General features: G+C 37.3%; 12 protein-coding genes. 10 read left to right on the top strand and 2 right to left on the bottom strand.

The window, feature by feature from the left end; genetic code table 11:
• The first annotated feature begins 88 nt into the window (after positions 1-88).
• Positions 89-2,449, top strand: a complete 2,361-nt coding sequence (locus JIN86_RS14495; protein ID WP_202342253.1) for a bifunctional 2',3'-cyclic-nucleotide 2'-phosphodiesterase/3'-nucleotidase — start codon at positions 89-91, stop codon at positions 2,447-2,449.
• A gap of 31 nt (positions 2,450-2,480) precedes the next feature.
• On the opposite strand, the gene JIN86_RS14490 is transcribed toward JIN86_RS14495, so the two are convergent.
• Together JIN86_RS14490 and JIN86_RS14485 are read right to left on the bottom strand one after the other, a co-directional pair.
• Positions 2,481-2,846: a DUF2500 domain-containing protein gene (locus JIN86_RS14490; protein WP_004231978.1), complete on the bottom strand. Its 366-nt coding sequence runs from the start codon at positions 2,844-2,846 to the stop codon at positions 2,481-2,483.
• Positions 2,847-2,880: 34 nt separating this feature from the next.
• Positions 2,881-3,408, bottom strand: a complete 528-nt coding sequence (locus JIN86_RS14485; protein WP_004231980.1) for a YceI family protein — start codon at positions 3,406-3,408, stop codon at positions 2,881-2,883.
• A 359-nt stretch (positions 3,409-3,767) separates the two neighbouring features.
• On the opposite strand from JIN86_RS14485, the gene JIN86_RS14480 reads away from it, so the two are divergent.
• The 9 genes from JIN86_RS14480 (at position 3,768) to JIN86_RS14440 (ending at position 13,319) form a co-directional block, all read left to right on the top strand.
• Positions 3,768-4,073 (top strand): winged helix-turn-helix transcriptional regulator, encoded by a 306-nt coding sequence (locus JIN86_RS14480; protein ID WP_004231981.1) that lies wholly within the window; start codon positions 3,768-3,770, stop codon positions 4,071-4,073.
• Between the two features lie 220 nt (positions 4,074-4,293).
• Positions 4,294-5,208 (top strand): UDP-N-acetylmuramate dehydrogenase, encoded by a 915-nt coding sequence (murB, locus tag JIN86_RS14475; protein ID WP_004231982.1) that lies wholly within the window; start codon positions 4,294-4,296, stop codon positions 5,206-5,208.
• A gap of 52 nt (positions 5,209-5,260) precedes the next feature.
• On the top strand, positions 5,261-6,016 hold the full coding sequence (locus JIN86_RS14470) for an exodeoxyribonuclease III (protein WP_202342252.1): 756 nt from the start codon (positions 5,261-5,263) through the stop codon (positions 6,014-6,016).
• A gap of 419 nt (positions 6,017-6,435) precedes the next feature.
• Positions 6,436-8,805: a penicillin acylase family protein gene (locus JIN86_RS14465; RefSeq protein WP_202342251.1), complete on the top strand. Its 2,370-nt coding sequence runs from the start codon at positions 6,436-6,438 to the stop codon at positions 8,803-8,805.
• 142 nt (positions 8,806-8,947) lie between these two features.
• A complete protein-coding gene (locus JIN86_RS14460; RefSeq protein ID WP_004231987.1) occupies positions 8,948-9,319 on the top strand; it encodes an ArsR/SmtB family transcription factor in 372 nt (123 codons plus the stop codon).
• Entirely contained in the window at positions 9,300-11,423 is a 2,124-nt protein-coding gene (locus JIN86_RS14455) for a heavy metal translocating P-type ATPase (protein WP_202342250.1), read from the top strand. Before JIN86_RS14460 ends, JIN86_RS14455 begins: the two co-directional genes overlap by 20 nt.
• Positions 11,424-11,593: 170 nt before the next feature.
• Complete coding sequence (locus JIN86_RS14450) at positions 11,594-11,890, top strand: late competence development ComFB family protein (protein ID WP_004231991.1); 297 nt, start codon at positions 11,594-11,596, stop codon at positions 11,888-11,890.
• A gap of 122 nt (positions 11,891-12,012) precedes the next feature.
• Complete coding sequence (gene mntR / locus JIN86_RS14445; protein ID WP_004231993.1) at positions 12,013-12,432, top strand: transcriptional regulator MntR; 420 nt, start codon at positions 12,013-12,015, stop codon at positions 12,430-12,432.
• Positions 12,433-12,461: 29 nt separating this feature from the next.
• Positions 12,462-13,319 (top strand): CvfB family protein, encoded by an 858-nt coding sequence (locus JIN86_RS14440; protein WP_004231994.1) that lies wholly within the window; start codon positions 12,462-12,464, stop codon positions 13,317-13,319.

The following is a 13,319-nucleotide window of genomic DNA, read 5'->3' as shown; positions in this document are numbered from 1 at the left end:
ATTAGGACTATATATTCAGTAAAAATTAGAATGGTTTTAATATAATAGAATTTGCAGGAAAATACTAGATTATTAAGGAGGTTGTTGTATGTATAAGAAATTAATAACTAATTTCTTGACGACGTTACTAGTCCTTTTCGCGTTTATACCATTTGGAATTTCTGCTGATGCTGCTTCCAATGATGTAACACGCGCAGATTATGTAAAAGAATTAGTAGAAAATTTAGATGTAGAGATAGGTGACGGCTCTTCGCTTGCCTTTAAGGATGTCTCTAAGGATTTAGCACCTTATGTAGAAAAAGCTGTTCAATTAAAACTTATTAAAGGTAAAACAGCAACGACATTTGGTCCAGCTGACAAATTAACACGTCAACAAGCATTTGTTATTTCTGCTCGCGGACTAGTTAGTGAAAACGCTTCTCTCACAGTTTTAGAACAATTCAAGGATGCAGATCAAATTGCAGCGGCATATAAACAAGATTTAGCGAATGCTGTTGCTGCAAACATTTTACAAGCATTTGAGGATAATACTATTCGTCCTCGTGACTATGTGACAAAGGAACAGATGGAGAGTATTGTGGAGCGCTTTGTAGCAGAATATAAAGCACCTTCAACTGACGTATCAGTTGATCTTCAGATTTTAGGGACAACAGATATTCATACTAATTTAGCTAATTATAATTACTATTTAGATGCTCCATCAGCAGAGCTTGGTTTGGCTAATACAGCCACACTAATTGAGCAAGCAAGAGCAAAAAATCCAAACACATTACTATTTGATAATGGCGATTTAATTCAAGGCACACCACTTGGCTCATATAAAGCATTAGAAAGTGTTTTAAAGCCTGGTGAAGTTCATCCAGCAATTGCTGCACTTAATGCATTGAAATACGATGGTGGAACTTTAGGAAATCATGAATTTAACTATGGTCTAGACTTTTTAGATGAAGTGTTAAACGATGCAAAGTATCCAGTCGTAAATGCTAATACCTATGATGCAAAAACAAAAGAACGCATGTTTACACCTTATGTCATTCTTGATAAAGAAGTGGTAGATAGTTCAGGTAAAAAGCATACACTTAAAGTTGGTGTAACAGGGATTGTTCCAACGAAAATTGTTGAATGGGATGCCATTCATTTAGCAGGTAAAGTTGAAATGCAAGAGCCAGTAGAAGCTGTGAAAGAAGTAGTACCAGAAATGCAAAAGGCTGGAGCAGACGTGATTGTCGTTCTGTCACATTCAGGTATCGGTGAAGATACTTATGTGAAGGGTGCTGAAAATGTTGGTTACCAATTAGCAGAAATTGATGGTATTGATGCTTTAATTACAGGACACTCTCATTTAACATTCCCTGGTGACTATAAGGATTTGAAAGATGTTGACCAAGAAAAGGGTACAATTCACGGTGTTCCTACTGTTATGGCAGGTAGCTATGGTAGTCATCTTGGTGTAATTGATTTAAAACTAGAACAACAAGGGTCTGAGTGGGTAGTGGTAGATGGTAAAGGTTCATTGCAATCGATCAAACAAGAAGGTTTACAACCATCCACAACGGTTTTAGAAGCTATTAAAGAGGCACATGATGGCACATTAACGTATATCCGTCAGCCTGTTGGAGAAACAACTGCACCAATCCAGAGTTATTTTTCAATGGTGCAAGATGATCCATCCATTCAAATCGTAACACAAGCTCAAAAATGGTTTATCGAACAAGAGCTAAAGGGTACGGCTGATGAAAAGACACCCATTCTTTCGGCTGGGGCACCTTTCAAAGCAGGATCTCGTAATAATCCATTAGATTATACAAATATTCCTGTAGGACCACTTGCTATTAAAAATATGGCTGACATTTATCATTATGACAATACTGTTGCTACGATTAAAGTGACAGGCGCACAAGCAATCGAGTGGTTAGAGATGGCTGCTGGTATTTTTGCAACAATTGATCCGACTAAAACAGAAGAGCAAAATATTATCGATGCAGAAGCTCGTTCATATAACTTTGATGTGTTAGATGGCTTAACATATCAAATTGATGTTACATCGCCGGCAAAATATGACCGACGCGGTAATCTTACTGATGAAAAGGCAAATCGAATTAAGAATGTACAATATAATGGTAAACCAATTGATTTGAAACAAGAGTTCATCATCATTACAAACAATTATCGTGTTGGTGGATCATATGGGGCGACATTTAAAAATGCTGACGGCTCTAACATAACAAACTATGCTTATGAAAATCGACAAGCTGTTGTAGATTATATTATGGCGAATAAAACAATTAACCCAGCTGCGGATAATAACTGGTCATTTGTATCGTTCCCAGCCAATACAAAGGTTATCTACCTATCTGCAAAAGATGCACAAAAGTTCATTCCAGCAGGTAGTGGTATTGAATATTTAGAAGATACAGAAGCTGGATTTGCTAAATATTTAATTAAATAAAAGAATAGGAAAAGGAGAGTAACGATAATCGCTACTCTCCTTTTTTATGTCTGTTGAATGAATGATACCGTGTACCTTGATAGGTTAAAATGCCAAGATCACCTTCTACAAGCTGACCATAATCGTAGCCATTCATCTTTAGTTCATGCCGTTCACCGTTTTGCTCTTCAAACGTAACGTAATAGGACGTAGATGCCCCAGTATTGTTAGATCCGCCACGTATATTCGTACGCTTTGTCACAACCTTAGCGGGTACTGTTAAAATTGGTGAACGGTTGTTTTTAGACCAAGTGATAATACCGTTTACAATCATAAAGGCTATGCTCCCAAAAACAATAAAGAAGATGATGGTAATAAAAGCGGAGCCAAATAAAAAATCATTATCAAACCAAAACATAAATTCCTCCCTTTCTTTAAGGTAGCAACAATACTTAAATAGGATTTAATTCAAGATCTACTATCACGTCTATTTCATCGCTAATCAATACACCACCTGTTTCTAAAAAGGTATTGTAGACTAGATTAAAATCACGACGATCAATTTGGGCTTTAGCTTGGAAGCCAAAAACTTCTTGTGCCCATGGATTCACACCTTTTCCTGTATATACTGTTGTAAATACGATAGGTCTTGTTATGTTTTTGATGGTTAAATCACCATGAATAGCAAAATTTTTATCATCAAGTTTATCAATATATGTAGAGGTAAATACTATTTTGGGATAGACGTCTGCATCAAAAAAGTCAGGAGACACAAGGTGGACATCGCGATCATGATTCTTGGTGGAGACACTAGCCACTGTAATCGTGATAGAAATAGTTGCATCCTGCATTTGTTCGATATTGGATGCAACTATTTCACCGCTGTACGATTCAAACGTACCATGAATACGAGAAATCATCATATGTCTTACGGAAAACCCGATCGTTGAATGACTGAAATCGATAGTATATTTTTTCATTTGAAAACCTCCTAAAACAGCATTCTACAACGAATGATAAAGTAAACAAATCGCATATTCAATGAGTTTTTTATAAATGTGGAAGTATTTCCCTCTATAAAAGTGTAATCTGTGAACATGAAACAAAACATATTTAAAATGGAATAGGCATATTATTGGAAATATGTGCGTTTAATTAGGATAGCGTTTAGTCTAAGAAATTTTATGTACCCTTGTTAGATATGACCAACCTTGAAATTGTAAGTTACTTTTTGTAATTAAATATATAAAAGTTAATAGATTATTTTACGTAAATAAGTTACTTCAAATTTACATTTAGTGCATTAATCGTTACAATAGGTACATAGAGGTGAAAAATTATGAATGAGACAACTTTGTGTCCTCGTTTAGCTAAAGCAATGGATTTAATCGGAAAACGATGGACGGGGTTAATATTATATCAATTACTAGATGGGCCACAGCGCTTTAATGAAATCGAATCTGCACTACCTGTCAGTGGACGTTTATTATCAGAACGTTTGAAGGAGCTTGAAAAAGAGGGGCTTGTTGAACGTAAAGTATATTCAGAAGTACCGGTACGCGTTGAGTATTCATTAACAGATAAAGGTCAGGCACTTGAAGGTGCTATCCGTAATATCGAAACATGGGCAAGTAGTTGGCTCTAAGGTGAATAGATTATTTTACTAGATAATACAATGAAATAGTGTGCTAAAAACGACACTTGGAATGACTGTCAATTTTCTTTATAATATTCATCATCTCTGCACAGGTCTTACCTGTCTTTTAATTATGAGATAAAAATACCCTTCATTTTACTTGTCAAATTGGGGTTGTAAATCCATACTGGTGTAGAGTAAGAAGGACGTTAGAAAGGAATTAGCTCTCATGACAAAAGAACAATGGGCGATGGATTTAGCGAAAAGTGTTAATCCTGCCAATATTAAGTTAAATGAATCATTACAGCAATACACAATGACAAAATTAGGTGGCAAAGCAGATGTTTTTGTTCTTCCTGAAACAGAAGAAGAGGCAGCATCCGTTATTCGCTATGCATATATAAATAATATTCCTTTATTAATGTTAGGTAACGGATCTAATATGGTTGTTCGAGATGGCGGTCATAGAGGAATCGTTGTAACATTTTCTCGCTTAGATGAGATTCGTATTACTGGTGAGCATGTGTATGCACAAAGTGGTGCACTGATCAAAGATGTATCGAAGCTATCAGCGCAAGCATCCTTAACAGGTTTTGAATTTGCATGTGGTATTCCTGGATCAATTGGCGGAGCAATGGCTATGAACGCAGGTGCATATGGCGGGGAGATTAAAGATATTATTGTTTCATCGAAGGTGTTAACAAAAGAAGGGGACATTTTAATATTAGGTAAAGAAGAACTTGAGCTAGGATACCGACAAAGCATTATTGCCAAAAAGGGTTATTATGTGCTGTCCTCTGAATTTCAATTAGCAGTAGGTGTACAGGAGGAAATTGATGCGAAGATTGCTGATTTAACCTTCCAACGTGAATCAAAACAGCCTTTAGAATATCCATCTGCTGGAAGTGTATTTAAACGCCCGCCTGGACATTTTGCTGGAAAACTTATTCAGGATAGTGGCCTACAAGGTAAAGGTGTTGGTGATGCTGAAGTCTCTACCAAGCATGCAGGATTTATTGTCAACAAAGGAAATGCTACTGCTTCAGACTATATTGAGACAATCCAAATGGTTCAACGTGTAGTGAAAGAAAAATTTGGCGTTGAATTAGAGACGGAAGTTAAAATTGTTGGTGACGATCTATAATAGGATGCCCTTCGCATAAGCCGAAGGGCGTTTTTTTAGGAGTGTGGATAAAATGAAATTTATATCATGGAATGTTAATGGGATACGAGCATGTCTCGGTAAAGGCTTTTTAGAGTTCTTTCATCAAATAGATGCTGATTTCTTTTGTATCCAAGAAACAAAATGTCAAGCTGGACAAGTAGAGCTCTCTATCGAAGGTTATGAACAGTATTGGAATTACGCGCAGAAAAAAGGGTATTCCGGAACAGCAATCTTCACGAAGCACACGCCATTGTCTGTTAAGTATGGAGTGGGCGCCGAAGATTCTCAGGATGAAGGTAGAATTATAACTTTAGAATATAAGAATTTCTATTTAGTAAATGTTTATACACCAAATGCACAACGTGATTTAGCGAGATTACCACTACGTTTACAATGGGAGGATCGTTTGGCTAACTATTTACAAGAACTAAATTGTCAGAAGCCAGTGGTTTATTGTGGTGATCTAAATGTTGCACACACGGAAATTGATTTAAAAAATGCAAAATCTAATATTGGAAATTCGGGCTTTACATATGAAGAGAGAGCAAAATTTTCAGCGTTATTGGAAAGTGGTTTTGTAGATTCGTTTAGATACAAGCATCCTGAGGAAACTGACCACTACACATGGTGGTCCTATATGAATAAAGTGCGTGAACGTAATATTGGTTGGCGTATCGATTATTTTGTTGTATCAAATCAATTGAAGGAACAAATTGAAAGCGCAACAATTCACCCACACATTATGGGCAGTGATCATTGTCCAATTGAATTGCAATTACAATGCTAGTACTTAAATCGTATTTTCTAAATGGAAATACGATTTTTTTGTATTTATAAATTAATAAGGTGACTTTTAAAACTGTGAGGTGTGGTAATTTTCAGGGGAGATGGCTCGAAAGTGAGGAGTCGCTGCTCCAACCATGTGGGAATCCGCTTCCACCACATAAGGACGGCTTCATGAGAGAGGATAAAAAGAAAATATACTCTAGAGAATCATCATATCTTTATGAATGCGAATTTTTAACATTACTCAGTAGCCTCCATAATCTCTATTGTCTATACTATTCTAATAGCGAATAAATATAAAATTTTGTATTTAGAGACAATTTTATATACATAAAGTAAGAAATTTCGCTAAACAATTTACGTTTCAAAGCGGGTTTGGGAAGGGAGTACGGGAATATAGTGCAAAGAGGGGGTTATTCAGTGGGGAAGAGAAAGTTTAATTGGAAAAAGTGGCTCATTGTCATAGCTGGGATAATAGCTGCTTTGGCTCTTGTGGCTTTTATTGGATTTACATGGTTTATGAATAAATCTAAGCCGGTGATTGATGGTGAGTTAGCTGTTCCTATTCTGGATCAGGATGTGACAGTCACGAGAGATGAAAAAGGGGTTCCACATATTTTTGCCAAAACAGATGCTGATTTATATCGTGCGCAAGGTTATGTCCAAGCGCAAGATAGACTATTTCAAATGGACTTAGCACGAAGGCAGGCAAGTGGTCGATTATCTGAAATTATTGGAGAAGCAACGATTAATACCGACAAACATTTCCGTACATTTAGCTTGAGAAATGCTGCAGAGATATCATTAGCTGCCTATGATGACGAAAGCAAACAAGTACTTGAATGGTATGCTGAAGGAGTAAATGCTTTTATTGCACAGGCAAAGGAAAGCAATACACTAAGCTATGAATTTGCCTTGTTAGGCTATGAACCAGAGGAGTGGACAGTTGTTGATTCCTTAACAATTGGTAAATATATGGCCTATGATTTGGGTGGGAATTGGAATACATTAGCTTTTCGTCATTGGGCATTACAGAATTTTGATGAAGAAAAGGCAAAAGAATTATTTATTAAATATCCAGAAAATGCTTCGGCGATTATCGAGGCCAATATCCAAAATCCTGTAACAGTAGCTGGGCAATTCAGTGCGGAAATGCTACCAAACGAATTTAATGGAAGTAATAACTGGGTAGTTTCAGGTGATAAAACGAAATCAGGAACGCCTATTTTAGCAGATGACCCACATTTAGGGTTAAGCACCCCTTCTATTTGGTATCAAATGCATCTGCAATCACCACAGCAAAATGTTAGTGGCGTTATCTTTGCAGGGATTCCAGGTATTATATTAGGCCATAATGATGAAATTGCTTGGGGAGTAACCAATGTGGGTCCAGATGTACAGGATTTATATATTGAAATACCAAATCCAGATGATCCAACACAATTCAGATACGATGGAAAGTGGGAACAAGCAGAGGTACGCGACGAATCAATTAAGGTAAAAGATGGAGAAACGGTAGATTTTGAAGTCGTTGTTACACGTCACGGCCCTATAATGACAGATTTAGCTTTTAAAGATACAGAGCCAACCGCACAATTTTCGATGCAGTGGACAGCACTACAACCGACAGCTGAACTAAGAGCAGTGCTTGGTTTTAATAAGGCAAAAACTTGGGGTGATTTCGAAAAAGCTTTAGAAGACTTTAAAGCGCCAGCACAAAATTTTGTATTTGCATCAAAGGACGGTACGATTGCTTATAAAGCTAATGGTCAAATACCTATTCGTAAGCAAGGTGAAGGCCAATTACCAGTTCCAGGTGATTCGAGTGATTATGGCTGGGAGGGCTTTATACCATGGGGTGAATTACCAACTCTAGTAAATCCAAAAGAAGGTTTTATTGCAACCGCAAATAACCAAGTAATAGGAGAGGACTACCCTTATCACATCACTGATTTCTGGGCGCAACCTTATCGTTTCGAAAGAATTAAAGAAGTGTTAGAGGCAAATGATGCGATTACAGTAGACGATATGATGGCTTTGCAAATGGATCAGCACAATCTCTATGCAAGAGAATTTCTGCCTGATTTATTAACATCGATAAAAGAAAAAGATCGGGATGGGAAGTACGCTGAGATTATGGCCATGCTAGAGAAGTGGGATATGGTGGATGGAAAGGAATCAGGTGCACCACTTGTGTTCCATACATTAATGATTAAGTTACAGGAAGTTTTGTTTAAAGATCAAATGCCTGAAGATATGTATGGCATCATGTATGGGAAGTTTAATATTACAGACCAGCTCTTACGTACAGCCTATTCAGGAGAGAAAAGTATTTGGGTTGAGGAGCAGGGTGGCATTGATGAAACCGTATACAAGGCATTTGAGCTAACGGTTGCACAATTAGAAAATCAATTCGGGAAGAATTCCTCGAAATGGCAATGGGGTGATTACCATCAGCTTACTTTTGACCATACACTAGGAAGTGCATCGCCTATTCTTGCAGCCTATTTTAATGCTAAAAAGGTTCCTATTGGTGGTTCGAAAGTTACCGTACAAGCAGCAGATAATAATTTAGCTGGTAATGTAGATCACGGTGCATCTTGGCGTTTTGTGGTGGATGTAGGTGATTTAAGCTCAGCCTATCATATTGTTGGCCCTGGTCAAAGTGGTCATGTGAAATCTGATTGGTATCAAGATCAGGTATTGGATTGGGCAAATGGTGATTACCATCAAACATTTATCAAACAGGAAGAGATAAAAGGGAAAACATTACAATTAATAGCGAAGTAATAAAAGGGTTAGCGTACAGAAGGTGCGCTAACTTTTTTTATTTAAGGATATACATCCTAACATTCAAATATTGGTTTGAATATGATGGAATAATATGTTACATTGAATACAATCAAACGAATATTTGAATGAGGTGAGAAAAATGCCAAAAGAAATATGTGAGGTGACGCATGTACATGAAGAAGCAGTCACAAAGGTGAAACAACAAATGCCTGATTTATCAGGTGTAGCAAAATTTTTAAAAGCATTATCTGATGAAACTAGACTTAAAATTGCCTATGCTTTAACGGTGGAAGATGAACTATGTGTTTGTGATGTTGCGACTATTATTGGTTCTTCAGTTGCTACAGCATCCCATCATTTACGCTATTTGAAAGATAATAATTTAGCAAGATCACACCGTAAAGGTAAGCAAATGTATTACTCTTTAGCGGATGAGCATGTATATCAAATTGTAACAATTGCCTACGAACATGCGAAAGAGGGGATTGCGAATGGCAGCGACGCCAATTAAACAAGAATACAGATTACAAAATTTATCCTGCGCTAGTTGTGCCGCAAAGTTTGAGAAAAATGTGAAGGCTATTCCAGAAGTACAGGATGCACAAGTGAATTTTGGTGCTTCTAAAATTACAGTAATCGGTGCTATTAGTGTAGACCAAATTGAAGAAGCAGGTGCCTTTGATGGCATTAAGGTTACACAGTCGGCAGCAAAAGCACTTGAAAATACTACACCTTTTTATCGCAAAAAGGAAAATGTTCTAGCAGGAATTTCATTGCTTTTTGTCATTCTAGGTTATCTATTTGTGGGTATGAATGGGGAATCGAACCCACTACCGATTGCCATGTTTATTATAGCTATCCTTGTGGGTGGAGTGGGTATTTTTAAAATAGGCTTCCGCAATTTAGTTCGCTTTGAATTTGATATGAAGACGCTTATGACAATCGCCATCATCGGAGCTGCTATTATCGGTGAATGGGAGGAAGCGGCAGTGGTCGTATTCTTATTTGCTGTGAGTGAGGCACTTGAAGCGTATTCAATGGATAAAGCACGTCAATCTATTCGTCAATTAATGGATATTGCTCCACCAACAGCGATTATCAAAAGAGCCCACGGTGAACACTACCATGAGGTTGAGTTACCTACGGAGGATATAGAAATAGGAGATATTTTGATTGTAAAGCCTGGGCAAAAGATTGCGATGGATGGCATAGTCATTAGTGGATTGTCTGCAGTCAATCAGGCAGCTATTACAGGTGAGTCGATTCCCGTAAATAAAACAGTAAATGATGAAGTATTTGCTGGTACTTTAAATGAAGAGGGTGCACTTGAAGTACGTGTGACAAAGCGTGTAGAAGATACTACTATCGCTAAAATAATTCATCTAGTGGAAGAAGCACAGGCAGAAAAGGCACCTTCTCAGCAATTTGTAGATCGCTTTGCAAAGTATTATACACCAGCGATTATGATTATTGCTTTTCTAGTAGCTGTAATTCCACCTTTATTAGTAGGTGATTGGCAGCATTGGATTTACCAAGGTCTAGCTGTTTTAGTGGTAGGATGTCCTTGTGCACTGGTCGTCTCTACTCCCGTTGCCATTGTTACAGCCATTGGTAATGCAGCAAGGCAAGGTGTACTGATCAAAGGTGGTGTTCATTTAGAGCAGCTAGGACATATTGAAGCTGTTGCCTTTGACAAAACAGGAACATTAACAAAAGGGCAGCCAGCAGTAACAGATATCGTAACGACTGAAAATTGGTCAGAGGACTATGTGTTACAACTAGTGGCAGCGGTAGAAAAACAGTCACAGCACCCTTTAGCTAAAGCAATTTTAAATAGATTACACGATAAAAAATTATCTGAGCTCATACCAACAGATTTCCAATCAGTAACAGGAAAAGGTGCCTATGCTACCGTTGATAATCAGATTATTTATGTAGGTAGCATGAAATGGGCTACTTCATTAACCTCTGTAGATCAAAATATAGAAAATCAGGTTAAGAATTTGCAAGAACAGGGTAAAACAGTAGTAGCAGCTGTTTCAAATAATCAACTTATTGGCCTGATTGCAATTGCTGATCAATTACGTCATGAAAGCAAGGACGTATTGAACAAATTAAATGCCTTAAAAGTAAAGCATATGGTGATGCTAACAGGCGATGCAGAGCCTACAGCGCAAGCCATTGCTACTTCATTAAAGATGACAGATGTGCGTGCTGGTTTGTTACCAGAAGAAAAATTAAAGGCGATTAAGGATTTACGTGCACAATTTGGTGCTGTAGCAATGGTTGGAGATGGTGTAAACGATGCACCAGCATTGGCTACTGCAAACGTAGGAATTGCCATGGGTGGAGCAGGAACGGATGCAGCTCTTGAGACAGCAGATATTGCCTTAATGGGTGATGATTTGACAAAGCTTCCTTACACTATTGGCTTGAGCAGAAAAACATTACGTATCATTAAAGAAAATATTATATTTGCCCTAGTTTTAAAATTAATTGCATTGCTACTTGTCATACCAGGATGGTTAACATTATGGATAGCAATTTTTGCCGATATGGGTGCAACACTATTAGTTGTGTTTAATTCATTAAGACTAATTAGATCAAAAAAGTAGTAAGTAAGGTGTAGAACGATCTGAAAAGATAGGAAATTAATCTTGCTTTGATCCAAGGGATTTTATGCGAATAGATGCTACTTGTGATTCTTGAAAAAGACTTTTTTTAAGGCTATTATAGTTTCAGGAGTAATGTAACAATTAAATATAAATGAGGCGAAAGTTTGAATATGTCAGATCCTATTTTAGTAAATGTTACAGAAGAAATTGTGCGTGGTTTAGTAAGCTTTTTACTACGAGGACCAGAATATCAAACATTTTGTAAATGCGAAATCTGTGAATTAGACACGGTGGCACTTACACTAAATGCATTGCCAAGTAAGTATGTTACATCTATGGAAGCTAGAGATGAGGCATTTAAAGAAATGAATACTCCTGGAAACATTGAGCGCATTAATAAAGAAATTATTCATGCGTTACATGTGGTAAATAAGTATCCTCGACACAAAGTAGAGCCTACTTCTTAATAGAAGAGGCTCTATTTAAGTTGTAAAGGAAGTGTTTTTCTAGGCTATGTATTTTCAGTTAACTTTTAAGCCAAGCTTGTAGTAAACTAGAGAGTAAGAAAAGGAAAGAGAGGGAAAAGGATATGCCAACACCTAGTATGGAGGACCATATCGAACAAATATATTTATTAATTGCCAACAAGGGATATGCGCGAGTGTCTGACATTGCTGAAGCATTATCTGTTCTTCCTTCTTCTGTTACAAAAATGGTTCAAAAATTAGATAAAGATGGTTATTTAGTTTATGAAAAGTACCGTGGACTGACATTGACGCCTAAAGGGGATAAGCTCGGAAAGCGTCTTGTGCAGCGTCATGAATTGCTCGAGCAGTTTTTACGAATGATTGGTGTGGATGAAGAACGTATTTATGATGATGTGGAGGGAATTGAACATCATTTAAGTTGGAATTCAATCGATCGTATTGCAGATCTTGTGCAAGTAATGGAAGAAAATCCAGACATCGTGAAAAAATTAGAGGCATCTAAGACACAGCACAATCTTTAAAATGATGGTGTGAAGGAAAGGGAGACAATATGAACGCATTAAAATCAGGTGAAGTCGTTACATTAACGGTATTAGAGCAACAAGCATCAAAATGGATTTTAACAAATGGAGTTGAAGAACTACCTTTAAATGCTTCAGAGGTAACTGAGCCACTAACAGTAGGTGACCGCCTTGAAGTATTTTTATTTGCAGACCGTCGTGGAGATTTGGCTGCAACAACGTCTATTCCAGCTTTTACACAAGGTGAATACGGCTGGGCACGTGTCTTGAAAGTAGTGGAACGTGAAGGTGCTTTTGTGGATATTGGTACATCTCGTGAAGTATTAGTAAGAGCAGAGGATTTACCTGCATTAAAAGAGGTTTGGCCAGAACCAGGCGATCATTTATTTATGACACTACGTACAGATCGTAACGGTGATTTATTTGGTCGTTTAGCCACAGAGGAAAAAATTTCGGAGCTATATGAAGGTGCATTTGAAGATATGCATAATAAGAATATCCAAGCACGCCCATATCGTTTGTTACCGATTGGGACATTTTTGCTAGGTGTAGAAGTTCCTTACCGTATTTTTGTGCACGAGTCTGAGCGAAATAATGAGCCTCGATTAGGACAAGATGTAGTTGTTCGTATTATCGATGTAAAAGACGATGGTTCCATGAATGGCTCTCTTTTACCAAGAAAACATGAGCGTCTTTCAAATGATGCGCAACAAATATTAAACTATATACAGGATGTGGGCGGTAAAATGCCATTTGGTGATAAATCGTCTCCTGAAGAGATTCAAGAAATGTTTAATATGAGTAAAGGGGCATTTAAACGTGCCTTAGGAACATTAATGAAAGCTGGTAAAGTGAAACAACAGGACGGTTGGACTGAAGAAATTTAA

Origin of the sequence: Lysinibacillus sp. HST-98 (assembly GCF_016757845.1) — a bacterium.
Classification (GTDB): Bacteria; Bacillota; Bacilli; order Bacillales_A; family Planococcaceae; genus Lysinibacillus; species Lysinibacillus capsici.
The sequence above is the reverse complement of the archived record's forward strand: the minus strand, read 5'-3'. Positions and strand labels throughout refer to the sequence as shown.

What these genes read in the sequence shown, in the direction of transcription:
- JIN86_RS14495 (WP_202342253.1), top strand. Translation starts at nt 89, where the DNA reads ATGTATAAGAAATTAATAACTAATTTCTTGACGACGTTACTAGTCCTT.
- JIN86_RS14490 (WP_004231978.1), bottom strand. Translation starts at nt 2,846, where the DNA reads ATGTTTTGGTTTGATAATGATTTTTTATTTGGCTCCGCTTTTATTACC.
- JIN86_RS14485 (WP_004231980.1), bottom strand. Translation starts at nt 3,408, where the DNA reads ATGAAAAAATATACTATCGATTTCAGTCATTCAACGATCGGGTTTTCC.
- JIN86_RS14480 (WP_004231981.1), top strand. Translation starts at nt 3,768, where the DNA reads ATGAATGAGACAACTTTGTGTCCTCGTTTAGCTAAAGCAATGGATTTA.
- murB (WP_004231982.1), top strand. Translation starts at nt 4,294, where the DNA reads ATGACAAAAGAACAATGGGCGATGGATTTAGCGAAAAGTGTTAATCCT.
- JIN86_RS14470 (WP_202342252.1), top strand. Translation starts at nt 5,261, where the DNA reads ATGAAATTTATATCATGGAATGTTAATGGGATACGAGCATGTCTCGGT.
- JIN86_RS14460 (WP_004231987.1), top strand. Translation starts at nt 8,948, where the DNA reads ATGCCAAAAGAAATATGTGAGGTGACGCATGTACATGAAGAAGCAGTC.
- JIN86_RS14455 (WP_202342250.1), top strand. Translation starts at nt 9,300, where the DNA reads ATGGCAGCGACGCCAATTAAACAAGAATACAGATTACAAAATTTATCC.
- JIN86_RS14450 (WP_004231991.1), top strand. Translation starts at nt 11,594, where the DNA reads ATGTCAGATCCTATTTTAGTAAATGTTACAGAAGAAATTGTGCGTGGT.
- mntR (WP_004231993.1), top strand. Translation starts at nt 12,013, where the DNA reads ATGCCAACACCTAGTATGGAGGACCATATCGAACAAATATATTTATTA.
- JIN86_RS14440 (WP_004231994.1), top strand. Translation starts at nt 12,462, where the DNA reads ATGAACGCATTAAAATCAGGTGAAGTCGTTACATTAACGGTATTAGAG.